Consider the following 16,745-nt stretch of genomic DNA (forward strand, 5'->3'; position numbering starts at 1 on the left):
TGGCTGACGTATTCTTCGCGGTTCTTTGGGCCGTCTGGCTCGTAAAACCGCTTTTTCCTCGTGTATTTCGGAGTTCTCTGAATGTCTGCTGGTTGGCTGCGCGCCTGTGCGCTGGTGATGTTGGGGCTGTTCAGCGTGTCTGCGCTGGCCAAGGATAAAACGGCGATCGTGATCGGCGGAGGGCTGTCTGGTCTCACCGCGGCTTACGAACTGCAAAACAAGGGCTGGCAGGTCACCCTGCTGGAAGCCAAATCGAGCATGGGCGGTCGCTCCGGCATGGCCACCAGTGAGTGGATCGGCAACGACAAGACCCAACCGGTTCTGAACAAGTACGTATCGACCTTCAAGCTGAGCACCACGCCGGCCCCAGAGTTCGTGCGGACCCCGGGCTACCTGATTGACGGTGAGTATTTCACTGCTGCCGATCTGGCCACCAAGCAACCGGCTACCAGCGATGCGCTCAAGCGCTACGAAAAGACCCTGGACGATCTGGCGCGCTCGATCGAAGACCCGCAGAACCCGGCGGCCAACAGCACGCTGTTCGCTCTGGACCAGATCAACGTGGCCAACTGGCTCGACCGTCTGAATCTGCCGGCCACGGCTCGTCAATTGGTGAATCAGGAGATTCGTACCCGTTATGACGAACCATCGCGCCTGTCGCTGTTGTACTTCGCACAGCAAAGCCGCGTTTACCGTGGCGTTGCTGACCGTGACTTGCGCGCCTCGCGCTTGGTGGGTGGCAGTCCGGTGCTGGCCCAGGCTTTTGTCAAACAACTGAAAACCATCAAGACCAGCTCCCCGGTCTCGACGATCACCCAGGACAAGGATGGCGTAACCGTCAAAGTCGGCAGCGTCGGCTATCAGGCTGACTACGTCGTCGTGGCCGTTCCATTGCGCGCACTGAACAAGATCCAGATGACCCCGTCGCTGGATGCCCAGCACATGGGCGCGATCAAGGGCACCAACTACGGCTGGCGCGACCAGATCATGCTGAAGTTCAAGACGCCAGTGTGGGAAAGCAAGGCGCGCATGACCGGCGAGATCTACAGCAACGCCGGTCTGGGCATGTTGTGGGTTGAGCCGGCGCTGAAGGGCGGCGCCAACGTGGTGATCAACATTTCCGGCGACAACGCCCGGGTGATGCAGGCTTTCGGCGACAAGCAGATGGCCGATCAGGTGTTGATTCGCCTGCACGCTTTTTATCCACAGGCGCGCGGTTCGTTCACCGGCTATGAGATCCGCCGCTACAGCACCGACCCATCGATGGGCGGCGCTTACCTGGCGTTCGGTCCTGGCCAGATCAGCAAGTACTGGCGTCTGTGGGAGCGTCCGATTCAGCGTGTAACCTTTGCTGGCGAACACACTGACACTTTGTACCCAGGCACGCTGGAAGGTGCATTGCGCACCGGTCAGCGGGCAGCCAGTCAGGTAGAAGACCTGGCGGCCGGCAAGTCGTTTGAACCCGCGAAAGTTGTTCCGGCAGCGACCGCTGCGACGGCCGGCGCGGTGGCAGCGAAGAAAGGCAATTTCTTCACCAACCTGTTCATTGGTTCTGACGACAAACCGGCACCGGTCAAAGCGCCAGAGCCAGTGGCTCCGGTTGCTCCGGCACCGGCTCCAACACCTGCGCCGGCCCCAGCGCCAGCGCCGGTCGAAGCACCGAAACCAGCGGAACCGGTGAAAGCCGAACCCGCCAAAAAAGCCCCGGCCAAAGCTGCGGCGAAAAAACCTGCGGCCAAAAAGGCCCCGGCGAAGAAAGTTGAACCGGCCAAGAAGCCAGCGGCCAAACCTGCTGCGACTCCGGCAACGGATACCAAAGCGCAGTAAGCTTTGGGACTAAAAAACGCGGCAGAAATGCCGCGTTTTTTTATGCCCGAAGAAAACCAAAATCAAGAATCGAATAAACCTTATGGTGCAGGTGTTCTTTAGTTGGACGTCATTTTTTATTACACATGGGTCTTTAATCTTTCCTTAACTCACCTATTTCAGACTCTTGATCGTATTTCTCGATATTTCAAAGCGAAATTTTCCGCTTTAACTCGATAGATAACTCGATAGTCTTGTTCGCAGTTCTCACAGGATTTGGGCAATGCAGCTACGTAATTCTTCTTCGCGCTACGGTTGGGTCAGCATCTTCATGCACTGGGGCGTGGCGCTGGCGGTCTTCGGTCTGTTTGCGTTGGGCTTGTGGATGGTCGGTCTCGACTACTACAGCACCTGGCGCAAAGACGCGCCCGACTTGCACAAGAGCATTGGCCTGGTGTTGTTAGCCGTCATGGTCCTACGGGTCCTGTGGCGTTTTATCAGCCCGCCGCCACCCGCACTTGAAAGCTATAGCCGCATGACGCGCCTTGGCGCCAAGTTCGGCCATTCGTTCCTGTATCTCAGTCTGTTCGCTGTGATGATTGCCGGTTACCTGATTTCCACCGCAGAAGGTGTCGGGATTCCGGTGTTTGGCCTGTTTGAAGTCCCTGCATTGATTTCCGGACTACCGGATCAGGCAGACACCGCCGGTGTGATTCATCTGTACCTGGCGTGGGTGCTGGTAATTTTTTCCGGTCTCCATGCGTTGGCAGCACTGAAGCACCACTTTATCGATCGTGATGCGACCCTCTCTCGAATGCTGGGGCGCAAAGCCTGACGTTCAACCTCGACTCCCAAGGAATAGAAAGCATGTTGAAAAAGACTCTCGCCGCTCTGGCAATCGGTTCTGCTCTGCTGTCCGCCAACGTGATGGCGGCTGACTACGTCGTCGACAAGGAAGGCCAGCACGCCTTCGTTGACTTCAAGATCAGCCACCTGGGCTACAGCTTCATCACCGGTACCTTCAAGGATATCGACGGCAAGTTCAGCTTCGACGCTGCCAAGCCAGAAGACAGCAAGATCGAGTTCAATGTGAACACCGCCAGCGTGTTCACCAACAACGCCGAACGTGACAAGCACATCGCCAGCGGCGATTTCCTGAACGCGAGCAAATTCGCTAAAGCCACGTTTGTTTCCACCAGCGTCAAATCCACCGGCAAAAACGCCGCTGGCAAAGACACTGCTGACGTGAGCGGTAACTTGACTATCGCGGGCGTGACCAAGCCGATCGTGGTCAAGGCCACTTTCCTGGGTGAAGGCAAGGATCCGTGGGGCGGCTACCGTGCTGGCTTCGAAGGCACCACCAACCTCAAGCGCTCCGATTTCGGCAAGCAGAAAGACCTGGGCCCACAGTCCGACGCGGTCGAGTTGTACGTGACGTTTGAAGGTGTGAAAGCGAAGTAATGCTGAGACAGTAGGAGCTGCCGCAGGCTGCGATCTTTTGATCTTATAAAGATCGTCCGAACGCGGCCCGAGCCTTCGCCAGCTCCTACAGAAGCAGTTCGCAGCACAAACAAAAATGCCCCGGATCGTGAGATCAGGGGCATTTTTTGTTACTGCGTTAAATCAGCGATTGCGGGTCAGCAACGCTGGTTTCTCGCCGCGCGGACGGCCTGGCAGTTGATCAAGTTGCTCAGGAGTCGGGAAACGATCGGTTTTCGACTCCTTGTGAATGATCTTCGGTGCCGGGCCGCGCGGGTTTTGCACGGCCGGTTCCGAACGCGGCTGGTCGTCGGTGCGGGCCGGGCGGCGGTTGCGGGACTCTTCGCGACGGGCCTGGCCGTCACGTGGAGCACCGTTGCGTGGGCCGCTGCGCTTGGCCGGCGGAGTGCCGGTGGTGGCGCCATCGCTGCTGCGTGGGCCGCTTTGACGACCCTGAGGCTTGGCGCCGCCGGTGCGCGGAGCACCTGCGCCAGCTGTCGTGCCTTGTGCCGGAGCACCCGGACGGCGGCCACGGCCCTGAGCCGGTTTGGCTTGGGGAACGTAGTCGACGCGGTTACCGAAGTTATCGATATCGTCGTCCAGGAACTCGTCCGGAGCTCGGTCTGCAGCAGCAGCGCGTGGCGCTGGACGCTGTTGCTCGCGAGCCGGAGTGCCTTCACGTGGCTTGTGTTCACGCGCCGGACGATCACCACGGCCAGTGGCTGCAGGTTTTTCCTTGCCGCCCTTGTCCTTGCCTTTGTCTTTACGACCGCCGCCACCGCCGGTGCCGTTCGGACCGTCGCCGCGCGGGCCACGTGGGTTGCGCGGGTTACGCACATCCGGACGCTCGCGAACTTCAGGTTTCTCGGCTTCTACAGCGCTGGAATCGAAGCCCATCAGGTTGCCGTCGGCAATCTTCTGCTTGGTCATGCGCTCGATGCTTTTCAGCAGCTTTTCTTCGTCCGGAGCAACCAGCGAGATCGCTTCGCCCGAACGACCGGCACGGCCAGTACGGCCGATACGGTGAACGTAGTCTTCGTCGACGTTTGGCAGTTCGAAGTTGACCACGTGTGGCAACTGATCGATGTCCAGGCCGCGAGCGGCGATGTCGGTGGCGACCAGGATGCGCACTTCACCAGCCTTGAAGTCGGCCAGGGCTTTGGTGCGAGCGTTCTGGCTCTTGTTACCGTGGATCGCAACGGCGCTGAGGCCGTGTTTGTCCAGGTACTCGGCCAGACGGTTGGCGCCGTGCTTGGTGCGGGTGAACACCAGCACCTGTTCCCAGGCGCCAGCGGTGATCAGGTGGGCCAGCAGCGAACGCTTGTGGTTGGCTGGCAGACGGAATACGCGCTGTTCGATACGCTCGACCGTGGTGTTCGGCGGCGTGACTTCGATGCGTTCCGGGTTGTGCAGCAGCTTGCCGGCGAGGTCGGTGATGTCTTTGGAGAAAGTCGCCGAGAACAGCAGGTTCTGGCGTTTGCTCGGCAGACGGGCGAGGACCTTTTTCACGTCATGGACGAAGCCCATGTCGAGCATGCGGTCGGCTTCGTCCAGCACGAGGATTTCCACGTGGGACAAATCGACGCTGCCTTGACCGGCGAGGTCGAGCAGGCGGCCAGGGCAGGCCACCAGCACGTCAACACCGCGGGACATGGCCTGAACCTGTGGGTTCATGCCGACGCCGCCGAAGATGCAGGCGCTGACGAACTTCAGGTCACGGGCATAGACCTTGAAGCTCTCGTGTACTTGAGCCGCGAGTTCGCGGGTAGGGGTCAGGACCAGTACGCGCGGTTGGCGCGGGCCGTGACGCTGGGATTTGTCCGGGTGACCGTTGGGGAACAACCGCTCCAGAATCGGAAGGGCGAAGCCGCCGGTTTTGCCAGTACCTGTCTGAGCCGCGACCATCAGGTCGCGACCTTGCAACACGGCGGGAATGGCCCGCTGTTGCACCGGAGTAGGCTCGGTATAGCCCGCTGCCTCGATGGCGCGGACTAAAGCCTCGGAGAGACCGAGGGAAGCAAAGGACATGAGTAATCCTGTTTTAGTTAGGGCTTGGCCCAATGGGAGTCTTGCCTGGCGCGAATGGCGTTTAAGAGGAACGCAATCCCGTCCGGTCCTGCTGGGCCAAGAAGGCTCATCTGGAGTGCTCGCGCGGGCTGAAAAGCTGCGCTGTAGCGGGGTCGAGATGCCTTGAACAAGTCCGAGCGTCCGGGCGTGAGCCTGGCGGGAAGGCCGGAGTATAACAGAGCAATCACTGCGCGCCGCTTTCCTGCTGCTCAACGGTTTTTCCATTGGCGGCGGTGGTTCTGGTGGTTTTTACCTCGGCAGCCGGATCGGCGCCATAACGGGCGCTCAATTCAGCGTACGCAGGCTCGCGCTTGAAGCGTTTGAGTTCGGCGCCGAAGCGCTGCACCAACAAGTCCATGCCGGCGTTGCGGCGTACTGCCAGGAACTGGCTCTGGTGGCTGATGACGGTCGGGTTCTCGGTAATCTTGTCGCGGATGCCCAATTCGTCGAGCAGGTGCTGACCGACCCTGCGATCAGTGATCAGCAGGTCGATCCGTCCGCGTACCAGTTTGCCGAAGTTGGCTTCATGGGTCGGCGCTGGCTCGCGAGTGAACAGGGTCGACTCGCGAAAGTCCTGGCTGTACAGATAGCCTGGGGAAGTGCCGATGGTCAGCCCTTTCAGGTCGGCCAGGGTGCGGAAAGGGTGGGGCCGTTCATTGGCGTAGAACATCACGAATTCCACTTCTGACAGCGGCTCGCCGGGGTAGAGCAGGGTGGCGTCGCGCTCATCGCTGTGGAAGATGTCCAGCGCGCCGTCTGCCTGGCCCGTTTCGAGCATCGACAGGCAGCGTTTCCACGGCAGGAACTGCCAATCCACTTCGATGCCCAGGCGTTTGAAGACGATGGCGGTGGTTTCGTAGTCCAGTCCCAGGGATTTGCCGTTTTCCTCATACACGTACGGCGCCCAGGGTTCGGTGACAATGCGCAGCTTCTCGCCCTGAGCGGCGAAGCTCAGGCAAGTAAAAAGAAACACGGTCAGTAACTGCGCGATCAAAGGCATGGCTTGAGATTACGACGAGAAACCGGAAAGAGCCAGAAACGGGATCCAGAAGCTCTAACTCAGAGTGTTGCTGCACAATAAAAGGGCGTTAAAAGCAAAAGATCGCAGCCTCGTTTCACTCGACAGCGCCTACAGGGGATTGCGTGCCCTGTAGGAGCTGTCGAGTGAAACGAGGTTGCGATCTTTTGGTCTTGCTTTTAGCGCGGCAACTTCAGATTGTTCCACACCGCCAGGCTCGGTTCGGCCTGGTTCAGCGTGTAGAAGTGCAGCCCTGGAGCGCCACCCTGCAGCAGGCGTTCGCACATCTCGGTGATGACTTGCTCACCAAAGCTTTGAATGCTTTGGGTGTCGTCGCCGTAGGCTTCCAGCTGCTTGCGGATCCAGCGCGGGATTTCCGCACCGCAGGCATCGGAGAAGCGCGCCAGCTTGCTGTAGTTGGTGATCGGCATGATCCCCGGAACGATCGGGATGTTCACGCCCATCGCCCGTACACGCTCGACGAAGTAGAAGTAGCTGTCGGCGTTGAAGAAGTACTGGGTGATCGCACTGTTGGCGCCAGCGTTGGCCTTGCGCACGAAGTTGGTCAGATCGTCTTCGAAATTGCGCGCTTGCGGGTGCATTTCCGGGTAGGCAGCGACTTCGATGTGGAAATGATCGCCAGTCTCTTCACGAATGAATTCAACCAGGTCATTGGCGTGGCGCATTTCACCACTGGCCATGCCCATGCCGGAAGGCAGGTCACCGCGCAGGGCAACGATACGGGTGATGCCGGCCGCCTTGTATTGGGTCAGCAGGCCACGCAAGTCGTCCTTGCTGTCGCCAACGCAGGACAAATGCGGTGCGGCAGGGACTTTGACTTCGCTTTCGAGCTGCAACACGGTGTTGAGGGTGCGATCACGGGTCGAACCACCAGCGCCGTAGGTGCAGGAGAAGAAGTCAGGGTTGTAGGTCGCCAGATGACGGGCAGTAGCGATCAGTTTTTCATGCCCAGCGTCGGTCTTCGTAGGGAAGAACTCGAAGCTGTAGCGACGTTCTTGGGACATGGTCATATCCTTGGAAGCACGTAAGCCGGAGGCTTGCACGTCCCAATGTGGGAGCGGGCTTGCTCGCGAATGCGGTGGGTCAGACGACATTAATGTTGAATGATAAACCGCCTTCGCGAGCAAGCCCGCTCCCACAAGGGAGAGCAGGCAGCAGGTCCAATCAGTAGCGGTAAGCGTGCGGCTTGAACGGACCTTCAACGGTCACGCCGATGTAGTCGGCCTGGGTCTTGGTCAGTTGAGTCACAACGCCGCCGAAACCGCGAACCATTTCCAGGGCCACTTCTTCGTCGAGTTTCTTCGGCAGTACTTCAACGGTCAGGCGCTCGGCTTTCTGGGCTGGCGACAGGTCGGCGTACTTCTGGCCGAACAGGAAGATCTGAGCCAGAACCTGGTTGGCGAACGAACCGTCCATGATGCGGCTCGGGTGGCCGGTTGCGTTACCCAGGTTAACCAGACGGCCTTCGGCCAGCAGGATCAGGTAGTCGTCGTTCTGAGCGTCGAATGCGCCAGGGCCGGTACGGTGGATCTTGTGAACCTGTGGCTTCACTTCTTCCCATGCCCAGTTCTTGCGCATGAAAGCGGTGTCGATTTCGTTGTCGAAGTGGCCGATGTTGCAGACAACAGCGCGCTTCTTCAGGGCTTTGAGCATGTTCGCGTCGCAAACGTTGACGTTACCGGTGGTGGTCACGATCAGGTCGATCTTGCCCAGCAGCGCTTTGTCGATGCTTGCTTCAGTGCCGTTGTTGATACCGTCGATGAACGGCGAAACCAGCTCGTAACCGTCCATGCAGGCTTGCATGGCGCAGATCGGGTCGACTTCGGAGACTTTAACGATCATGCCTTCCTGACGCAGGGACTGGGCCGAACCCTTGCCCACGTCACCGTAACCGATGACCAGCGCTTGCTTGCCGGACAACAGGTGGTCGGTACCACGCTTGATCGCATCGTTCAGGCTGTGACGGCAGCCGTACTTGTTGTCGTTCTTGCTCTTGGTTACCGAGTCATTGACGTTGATGGCCGGGATTTTCAGCTCGCCCTTGGCCAGCATGTCCAGCAGGCGGTGAACGCCAGTGGTGGTTTCTTCGGTGACGCCGTGGACGCGGTCCAGGATCGCCGGGTATTTCTTGTGCAGCAGCTCGGTCAGGTCGCCGCCGTCGTCGAGGATCATGTTGGCATCCCAAGGCGTGCCATCTTTGAGGATGGTTTGCTCCAGGCACCACTCGTACTCTTCTTCAGTTTCGCCTTTCCAGGCGAAAACCGGGATACCGGCAGCGGCGATAGCGGCAGCGGCCTGGTCTTGAGTCGAGAAAATGTTGCAGGACGACCAGCGTACTTCGGCACCCAGGGCAACCAGGGTTTCGATCAGCACGGCAGTCTGAATGGTCATGTGGATGCAGCCGAGGATCTTCGCGCCTTTGAGCGGCTGCTCACCGGCGTATTTGCGGCGCAGACCCATCAGGGCTGGCATTTCGGATTCGGCGATGATGGTTTCGCGACGGCCCCAGGCAGCCAGGGACATGTCGGCAACTTTGTAATCGTTAAAATCTGCAGGCGTGATAACAGCGCTCATGATGAGCCTCCATTCGTAATGTATGCGAATGGGCGCCGTTGTGCGTTTAGTGTCTGACCGATAACGGTCAAGCAACGCCCCATCCGAGCCTGACAGGTCGAACCTGCTGCAGCGCCCCTCGGACAGGTGGCGGGAAAACGGTATCAATGGAACGTTACCGTTTTGAAACGGTGGCGATTATAGCCGTGTGAGCGATACTTCCAAAGCGTTTCTGTTGGTCAATGTCTGAACGGTAATCGAGGCCATAGCCGATGCTTGATAGAGCTCTAGGTCGGGCTCTGCCATGATGCCTACCATCATTCGGCAAGACGCTCAGGAGTGAATATGAATTTCCACACCCGCAAATGGGTAAAACCCGAAGACCTCAACCCCAACGGCACGCTGTTCGGCGGCAGCCTGTTGCGCTGGCTCGACGAAGAAGCGGCGATTTACGCCATCGTCCAATTGGGCAATCAGCGAGTGGTCACCAAGTACATTTCCGAGATCAACTTCGTCAGCGCCTCGCGCCAGGGCGACATCATCGAACTGGGCATCACCGCCACCGAGTTCGGTCGCACCTCCATCACCCTGAAGTGCGAAGTGCGTAACAAGATCACTCGCAAAAGCATCCTGACGGTGGAGAAGATTGTCTTCGTCAATCTGGGCGAAGACGGCTTGCCTGCGCCGCACGGCCGGACCGAGATCACGTACGTCAAAGACCAGTTCAAGGATGATGTCGCCAGCGAGTGAGATCGGCGGTGCGCCCTTCGCGAGCAAGCCCGCTCCCACATTTGATCTTCAGCGAACACAAACGCTGTTAACGACTGAGATCCACTGTGGGAGCGGGCTTGCTCGCGAAGGCGGTCTACCGGTCAACGATGATTTGGCTGACCACTGAACAGCGCCGAACCCTGCGTGTCGTACCTACATGACACGCCACTGGTTCCGGAGCTTTATGGACGCGCAAAAAGACGGCAAGACCCCGAACCTCTCGCCTGAAGAGCAGCACGACGTCGAAAAGAGCCAGCCACCGCGGGCGGCGGTGCTGCACGAAATCATCCGCACCCAGGGCGATCAGGAACTCGAGCGCAGTGTCGCCGCCTTGTGGTGGTCGGCGCTGGCCGCCGGCCTGACCATGGGCCTGTCGCTGATGGCCATGGGGCTGCTCAATTCCCGTCTGCCGGACGGCGAAGGCTTTAAGGTGATCGCCAGTTTCGGTTACTGCGCAGGCTTTCTCGCGGTGATCCTCGCCCGTCAGCAGTTGTTCACCGAGAACACCCTGACGGCGGTGCTGCCGATCATGACCAAACCCACACTGAGCAATTTCGGTCGGTTGCTACGCCTGTGGTCGGTGGTGCTGGTGGGCAACCTCTGCGGCACGTTGCTGGTGGCGTATGTGATGCTGAATCTGCCGATTTTCGACAGCAAGACCGACCTGGCCTTCCTCGATATCGGGCGCAAGATCATGGAGAACGACGCCAGCCAGATGTTCGCCAAAGGCATTGTGTCGGGCTGGATGATCGCCACCATGGTCTGGATGATTCCGTCCATGGAGAGCGCGAAGATGTGGATCATCATCCTCATCACCTACCTCATGGCGCTGGGGGATTTCACCCATATCGTGGTCGGTTCGGCCGAGGTCTCGTATCTGGTGTTTGCCGGTGAGTTGCCGTGGAAGGATTTCTGGCTGGTGTTCGCCGGGCCGACGCTGGCGGGGAACATCATCGGCGGCAGCTTCATCTTCGCGCTGATCAGCCATGCACAGATTCGCAGCGAGAGCGGGCCGCCGAAGAAGTCTACGGATCAAGGCCCTGAGCCCGACCCGCAGAAGACCAAAAAGTAGTCAGTGATGTTCGGCCTGTGCCGCTGGCGCAGGCTCATCCTTGGTCACGTGCTTGACCAGTTTGCCAATGCTCAAACCCTGCAACAGGATCGACGACAGCACCACGATGTAGGTGATGCTCAGCAGCAAGTCACGCTCCGGACCCAGCGGCAAGGCCAGGGCCAGTGCCACCGAAACACCCCCGCGCAAACCACCCCAGGTCAGAATCCGGATCGTCCCGCGCGGCACTGTGCGCCAGCGCCGCAACAACACAATGGCCGGCGCCACCGTCAGCAGGCGCGAAAGCAGAATCGCCAGCGCCAGCAAACTCGCCGCCAGTACGTGCAACCAGTTGAACGGCAGCAGCAACAACTCCATGCCGATCAGTGCGAATAGCAGGGCGTTGAGCATGTCATCGAGCAATTCCCAGAAACCGTCCAGGTACTTGCGAGTCATGTCGTTCATCGCCAGATTGCGGCCCAGGTTGCCGATGATCAGGCCCGCGACCACCATCGCGATCGGAGCGGAGACGTGCAGTTCCGACGCCATGGCCGAGCCGCCGATCACCAGCGCCAGGGTCAACATCACCTCGATCTGATGCTGCTCGATGCTCTTGATCATCAGGTACACCAGGTAACCGATCAGCCCACCAAACAGCACGCCGCCAATCGCCTCGTGGACGAACAGCATGGCCGTGGCGCCGACGGTCGGGGTTTCGCCGAGTTGCGCGATGCCCAGCAACACGGTGAACACCACCACGGCGGTGCCATCGTTGAACAGCGACTCGCCGACGATGGTGGTTTTCAGTGGCTTGGAGGCGTTGGCGGTCCGCAGTACGCCGAGGACCGCGATCGGGTCGGTGGGGGAGATCAGCGCGCCGAACAGCAGGCAATAAAGGAAACTCACGTGCCAGCCGAACAGGGCAAAAATGTAATAGGCGAGGCTGCCGATCACGGCGGTGGCGATCAACACGCCGAAGGTTGCCAACAAACCGATGGGCCAGCGATGGCTGCGCAGGTCATTCAGGTTGACGTGCAGGGCGCCGGCAAACAGCAGGAAGGACAGCATCCAGTTCATCAGCAGATCGCCGAAGTCGATCTGGCCGATCAGCTGTTGCACACGATCTTCGAGACCGGGGTAGCCGATGAAACTCAAGCCTTGCAGCAGCAGGGAAAACATCAGCGCGGTGACCATGACGCCGATGGTCGGGGGCAGGCCGATGAAGCGGAAATTCACGTAGGTGAGGAGCGTGGTGAGGCAGATAAATGCAGCGACAAGTTCAAGCATCCGGGGTCCTTGGATGGGAGTTGGAGGAAAAGGTTTGGGCAGGTGCACCGCGTCAGCTTCTTCGCGAGCAAGCCCGCTCCCACATTGGATTTCGGTAGCTCACAATATCTGTGTTCACTGGAGATCCACTGTGGGAGCGGGCTTGCTCGCGAAAGCATTGTCATGGGCGATGCAGTTAATCAGCCGGGCACATTGACCGCAGCAGCCCCGCGACGTTGCAGATAGATGTAGAAAAGCGCCGTCAGCACCGTCAAGCCACTGACCAGCGCGCCGGTCCACGGCAAGTCCGCCAGATCCGCTCCACTGGCGACCACCAATCCGCCAATCCACGCACCTGCCGCGTTGCCGAGGTTGAACGCGCTCTGGTTCAACGTTGAGCCCAGATTCGGCGCTTCATGGGCCTGATCGATGATCAGCAGTTGCAAAATCGGGCACAGGGCAAACGCGAAGATGCCCCACAACACCAGCGTGATCGCTGCCGGGATCACCGAGTGACTGGTCTGTGTGAAGGCGGCCAGCACAACCAGCACGGCCAACGCCATGCCCACCAGCGACGGCAGCAATCGACTGTCAGCCAAGCGACCGCCGAGGATGCTGCCCGCGGTCAATCCGACCCCGAATAGCAGCAGCATGATGGTCACGCCATGCGGGCTGACGCCGGTTATGTCTTGCAGGATGGGGGCAATGTAAGTGAAGACGCTGAACAGGCTGGTCGAAGCCAGCACGCTCATGCCCAGCGCCAGCAACACGTTGACCTTGCCCAGTACTTTGAACTCGCTGGCGAGGTTGGCCTTGTCCATGGCGATGTCCTTCGGCAACCAGACCCACTGCGCAATCGCAGCAATCACGCCGATTACCGACACCGCCCAGAACGTCGAGCGCCAGCCGGCGTATTGCCCGAGCGCGGTGCCCAATGGCACGCCCAGCACATTGGCTAGCGTCAGGCCGGTGAACATCATCGCAATTGCCTGGGCGCGTTTGTTCGGTGCCACCAAACCGGCGGCGACCACCGAACCGATGCCGAAGAACGCACCATGGCAGAGCGCGGTGACCACCCGCGCGGCCATCAGCGTGGCGTAGTTCGGCGCCAATGCACAAAGAATGTTGCCGAGGATGAACATCAGGGTCATGCCCAGCAGCGTGGCTTTACGCGGCATGTTGGCGGTGCCGACCGCGAGGATCGGCGCACCGAACACCACGCCCAAGGCGTAGCCGGTGATCAGCAGACCCGCGTGGGGAATGCTCACGGCGAGGTCGCGGGCGACATCGGGCAGCAAGCCCATGATGACGAACTCAGTGGTGCCGATGCCGAACGCGGCAACAGCGAGGGCAAGCAAGGCGAGTGGCATGCGCATGGTCTCTGTCGGTAGTCTTGACGCTCTGATCAGGCATACGCATGCCGACGCCCGTTCTCGACGAGAGCGGGCGGTGGCAAAAATTTATTGGAATTAGTCTGTGCGCAACTGAGTGCGGCGTGGTCGCTTGCAGTATAAACAGCTGCTGATATATGGCGAATCAATTATCTCCCCCCTGCTTCATGTAGAAAGGAGCATGGGAGGGGGGCGGTCAACAAAAGGAGTGTGCCGTGCTTGCAACATCACTGGTGTTAGTAGCGGCGCTGTTGCACGCGGCGTGGAATACCCTGATCAAATTCAGTGCGGAACGGCTGCTGGTGGTGGCCTGCATGGACAGCGTTGCAATGCTGTTTGTCGCGCTGATGCTGCCGTTCGTGGCGTTGCCACCCCTGGACATCTGGCCGTGGATTCTGGCGTCGGCGGCGTTTGAATTGCTCTATCGCTATTTGCTGATCCAGGCCTATCGGGTTGGTGATCTCGGGCTGGTCTATCCGCTGATGCGTGGCTTGTCGCCGCTGGTAGTGCTGGCACTGACGCTGATTTTTGCCGGGGAAGTGCTGACGAACCAGCAGATCTTCGGGATTCTGCTGATCCCGTTCGGCATGCTTTGCCTGCTCTGGCAGGGCGGCGGCGGAGCGCGATTGCCGTGGTCGATGCTGCCGGTGGTGGCGTTGATCGGCCTGTGCATCGGCTGCTACACCTTCATCGATGGCCAGGCGTTGCGGCGCTGGTCGCATCCGCTGGATTACCTGGTGTGGGTCACGTTGCTCAGCGCCTGGCCGTTCCCGTTACTGGCGCTGGTGCGTAAGCGACCGGCCTTCATGTTGTTCTGGCGTGAACAGTGGCGACTGGGGTTGGCGGTCGGGTTTTGCGTGTTGTTCAGCTACGCTCTGGTGCTGTGGGCCATGCAGCTGGGCTCGATTGCCGAAGCGGCGGCATTGCGCGAAATCAGCGTAATTCTGGTGGTGCTGTTCGGCATGCGTTACCTGAAAGAACCTTTCGGCAGGCCACGGCTCTTAGCCTGTGGGTTGGTACTGATCGGCATGCTGGTGATGAAGTTTTGACTGGAGCTCGACTCTTGAAACTTGAAGAAGGGATTGCGATATGACGGTTGCTCTGTGGTGCATTTTGATCGCGATTTTCCTGCCCTATATCTGCACGGGCATCGCCAGGGCCTGTGGCGGGTTCAGACTGAAAGACAACTATGACCCCCGTGACTTTCTCGAGTCACTGAATGGTTTGGGCCGACGCGCGTATACGGCACATTTGAACAGTCTTGAAGTGATTCCCGCGTTCGCGGCGGCGGTGATCGTTGCGCACCTGGCCGGCAATGCCGAACTGGTGACGATCAATGTGCTGGCGGTGTTGTTCATCACCAGTCGGCTGCTGTACATCATTTGCTACTTGGCGGACTGGGCGATTTTGCGGTCGCTGATGTGGTTGGTGGGGATGGGGTTGATCGTCAGTTTCTTTGTGGTGTCGGTTTAAGAGCAAGCTCGAAAGATCGCAGCCTTCGGCAGCTCCTACTTTGATCGGGTGTGAATACGATTCTGTAGGAGCAGGCGACGCCAGCGATCTTTTGACTTTAAAGCTTGTCGGTCACCTGCGGCACTTGAGGCAGGGCTGCGCCTTTAGGCCAGAGCATCCAGATCTGCCCTTGTTGTTTCATGTCGCCAGCCAATTGCCCGGCCGCCTCGCCGGTGCCCCAGAACAGGTCTGCACGGACTTCACCGGCAATTGCGCCGCCGGTGTCCTGAGCGGCAACCGGGCGTACCAGTGCGGTACCGTCCGGTTTAGTGGTCGATAACCACAACAGACTGCCCAGCGGAATCACTTTGCGATCCACCGCCGCGCTGTAGCCGGCGGTCAGCGGTACGTTCAGCGAGCCGCGAGGTCCTTCGTTGCTGTCCGGGTTGCGGGTGAAGAATACGTAGCTGGGGTTGCTGCCCAGCAGTTCCGGAATGCGCGTCGGATTGGCCTTGGCCCAATGGCTGATGGCGCCCATGGTCACTTCTTCTTTTTTCAGCTCGCCCTGGTCCACCAGCCAGCGGCCGATCGGTCGATACGGGTGACCGTTCTGGTCGGCATACGCGATGCGCAACTGGCGGCCATCATCGAGCTGGATACGACCCGAGCCCTGGATTTGCAGAAATTGCAGGTTCATCGGGTCGGTCAGCCAGGCAACAACCGGTGCCTTGACCCCTTTGGTTTCAATCGTGGCCGCATCGTCGTAAGGCTTGAGCACGCGACCTTCGAGTCGTCCGCGCAGGCGTTTGCCTTTGAGTTCCGGATAAATGCTGTCCAGAGAGACGATGATCATGTCCTCGGGCACACCGTACACCGGGATGTTCGCCACTTCGGTCTGGGTCAGGCTGCCGGGGTAGACCGGCTCGTAATAGCCGGTGATCAAGCCGCTGGGATTGTCATTGGCGGCGCGCAGGCCGTAAACGTCGAGGTTCTGCTTGAGGAAGCCACGAATGTCGCTGGCGGTTTGCGGCACGTTGGCGGCAGCCGCACACGTCGAGCCCCACACCGGGTCGGCTTTGAGCCGGGTGCAGGCGCTGCGCCACGAACCGAAGCCGGCGACCAGGTCGTTGTCGGACACCGTCGGAAGTGCTTCCCACGTGGCGCTGGAGTAGGTGGCCAGGGCGTGGGTTTTCGGTTGGTTGTTGTCGCCACCGGTGCAGCCCGCAAGCACGGCCACCATCGGAAGGGTCCAGGCGAGGTTGTGACGCCATGCCTTGAAACGGCTGTTCATGGAGTAATTCCTTTGTCGGTTGCCTGAGTGCTCCATGCGCTCAAACAACCCGTATTGATAATAGGGCTATTGGTCTTTGCCGATGACGCGAGGATACTGGCCGCCGTTTCCCGTGACTTGAAGCCACCATGACTCTTAAAAGACTTTCTGTTGTATTGCTGGCCTGCCTGACGTTGTCTGCCTGCGGTGGTGTCGATCCCAACTCGCCGCTGGGCCAGCGCAAGGCGATCTTCAAGCAAATGCTCAAGACCGGCGAAGACCTGGGCGGCATGTTGCGTGGCCGCATCCCGTTTGACGGTCCGAAATTCGCTGACGGTGCCGTGAAGCTCGATGCGTTGTCCCGTGAACCCTGGAAACATTTCCCGCAGGTGCGCGAAGAAGATCACACCAGCGCCAAGAGCGATGTCTGGCAGAAACAGGAACACTTTCAGGACATGGCTCGCACCCTTGAAGCCGCCACCGGTGACTTGGTGATTGCCAGCAAGGTTCAGCCTTACAAGGCCAGTAACCTTGGGCCGGCGGTGCAGAAGGTCGAAGATGCCTGCAGTGCCTGCCATAAAGAGTTTCGGGATCACTGAT

15 protein-coding genes and 1 riboswitch are annotated in these 16,745 nt (G+C 59.5%); of the genes, 8 read left to right on the top strand and 7 right to left on the bottom strand.

Going from position 1 to position 16,745, the window contains the following annotated elements; translation table 11 throughout:
* Positions 1-81 precede the first annotated feature (81 nt).
* The 3 genes from ASC74_RS02590 (at position 82) to ASC74_RS02600 (ending at position 3,267) form a co-directional block, all read left to right on the top strand.
* A complete protein-coding gene (locus ASC74_RS02590) occupies positions 82-1,827 on the top strand; it encodes a flavin monoamine oxidase family protein (RefSeq protein WP_056738999.1) in 1,746 nt (581 codons plus the stop codon).
* A gap of 262 nt (positions 1,828-2,089) precedes the next feature.
* Positions 2,090-2,641, top strand: a complete 552-nt coding sequence (locus ASC74_RS02595; protein ID WP_056739001.1) for a cytochrome b — start codon at positions 2,090-2,092, stop codon at positions 2,639-2,641.
* A gap of 32 nt (positions 2,642-2,673) precedes the next feature.
* Positions 2,674-3,267, top strand: coding sequence for a YceI family protein (locus tag ASC74_RS02600; RefSeq protein ID WP_033060424.1), 594 nt, complete (start codon positions 2,674-2,676; stop codon positions 3,265-3,267).
* A gap of 162 nt (positions 3,268-3,429) precedes the next feature.
* Here ASC74_RS02600 and ASC74_RS02605 read toward each other — a convergent pair whose 3' ends face one another.
* From ASC74_RS02605 to ahcY, 4 genes are all read right to left on the bottom strand, one after another.
* Positions 3,430-5,313, bottom strand: coding sequence for a DEAD/DEAH box helicase (locus tag ASC74_RS02605; RefSeq protein ID WP_056739003.1), 1,884 nt, complete (start codon positions 5,311-5,313; stop codon positions 3,430-3,432).
* Between the two features lie 223 nt (positions 5,314-5,536).
* The gene (locus ASC74_RS02610) at positions 5,537-6,352 is read right to left on the bottom strand and encodes a substrate-binding periplasmic protein (RefSeq protein ID WP_056739005.1); all 816 of its coding nucleotides are present in this window, start codon (positions 6,350-6,352) and stop codon (positions 5,537-5,539) included.
* A gap of 197 nt (positions 6,353-6,549) precedes the next feature.
* The gene (gene metF / locus ASC74_RS02615) at positions 6,550-7,395 is read right to left on the bottom strand and encodes a methylenetetrahydrofolate reductase [NAD(P)H] (protein WP_056739007.1); all 846 of its coding nucleotides are present in this window, start codon (positions 7,393-7,395) and stop codon (positions 6,550-6,552) included.
* Between the two features lie 160 nt (positions 7,396-7,555).
* On the bottom strand, positions 7,556-8,965 hold the full coding sequence (gene ahcY / locus ASC74_RS02620) for an adenosylhomocysteinase (protein ID WP_056739009.1): 1,410 nt from the start codon (positions 8,963-8,965) through the stop codon (positions 7,556-7,558).
* 23 nt (positions 8,966-8,988) lie between these two features.
* Positions 8,989-9,091, bottom strand: a riboswitch (S-adenosyl-L-homocysteine riboswitch).
* A gap of 198 nt (positions 9,092-9,289) precedes the next feature.
* Between ahcY and ASC74_RS02625 the strand changes: the two genes are divergently transcribed.
* Together ASC74_RS02625 and ASC74_RS02630 are read left to right on the top strand one after the other, a co-directional pair.
* Positions 9,290-9,694: an acyl-CoA thioesterase gene (locus ASC74_RS02625; protein ID WP_033060418.1), complete on the top strand. Its 405-nt coding sequence runs from the start codon at positions 9,290-9,292 to the stop codon at positions 9,692-9,694.
* A gap of 205 nt (positions 9,695-9,899) precedes the next feature.
* Entirely contained in the window at positions 9,900-10,787 is an 888-nt protein-coding gene (locus ASC74_RS02630; RefSeq protein ID WP_046045262.1) for a formate/nitrite transporter family protein, read from the top strand.
* Here the strand turns inward: ASC74_RS02630 and ASC74_RS02635 are convergent, their stop codons facing one another.
* The gene (locus tag ASC74_RS02635; RefSeq protein WP_056739011.1) at positions 10,788-12,053 is read right to left on the bottom strand and encodes a cation:proton antiporter; all 1,266 of its coding nucleotides are present in this window, start codon (positions 12,051-12,053) and stop codon (positions 10,788-10,790) included. It lies immediately after the preceding gene.
* A 179-nt stretch (positions 12,054-12,232) separates the two neighbouring features.
* On the bottom strand, positions 12,233-13,402 hold the full coding sequence (locus ASC74_RS02640) for an MFS transporter (protein WP_056739013.1): 1,170 nt from the start codon (positions 13,400-13,402) through the stop codon (positions 12,233-12,235).
* Positions 13,403-13,638: 236 nt separating this feature from the next.
* Between ASC74_RS02640 and ASC74_RS02645 the strand changes: the two genes are divergently transcribed.
* Both ASC74_RS02645 and ASC74_RS02650 read left to right on the top strand, forming a co-directional pair.
* Positions 13,639-14,472, top strand: coding sequence for an EamA family transporter (locus ASC74_RS02645; RefSeq protein WP_056739015.1), 834 nt, complete (start codon positions 13,639-13,641; stop codon positions 14,470-14,472).
* 40 nt (positions 14,473-14,512) lie between these two features.
* Positions 14,513-14,896 carry an MAPEG family protein gene (locus ASC74_RS02650; RefSeq protein WP_056739017.1) on the top strand — a complete coding sequence of 128 codons (384 nt, stop codon included), beginning with the start codon at positions 14,513-14,515 and terminating at the stop codon, positions 14,894-14,896.
* A 97-nt stretch (positions 14,897-14,993) separates the two neighbouring features.
* Here the strand turns inward: ASC74_RS02650 and mltA are convergent, their stop codons facing one another.
* Positions 14,994-16,166: a murein transglycosylase A gene (gene mltA / locus ASC74_RS02655; RefSeq protein ID WP_056739019.1), complete on the bottom strand. Its 1,173-nt coding sequence runs from the start codon at positions 16,164-16,166 to the stop codon at positions 14,994-14,996.
* Positions 16,167-16,294: 128 nt separating this feature from the next.
* Here mltA and ASC74_RS02660 point away from each other — a divergent pair, with 128 nt between their 5' ends.
* Entirely contained in the window at positions 16,295-16,744 is a 450-nt protein-coding gene (locus ASC74_RS02660; protein ID WP_056739021.1) for a c-type cytochrome, read from the top strand.
* Position 16,745 lies beyond the last annotated feature (1 nt).

Source organism: Pseudomonas sp. Root329 (assembly GCF_001424925.1).
Classification (GTDB): Bacteria; Pseudomonadota; Gammaproteobacteria; order Pseudomonadales; family Pseudomonadaceae; genus Aquipseudomonas; species Aquipseudomonas arabinosi.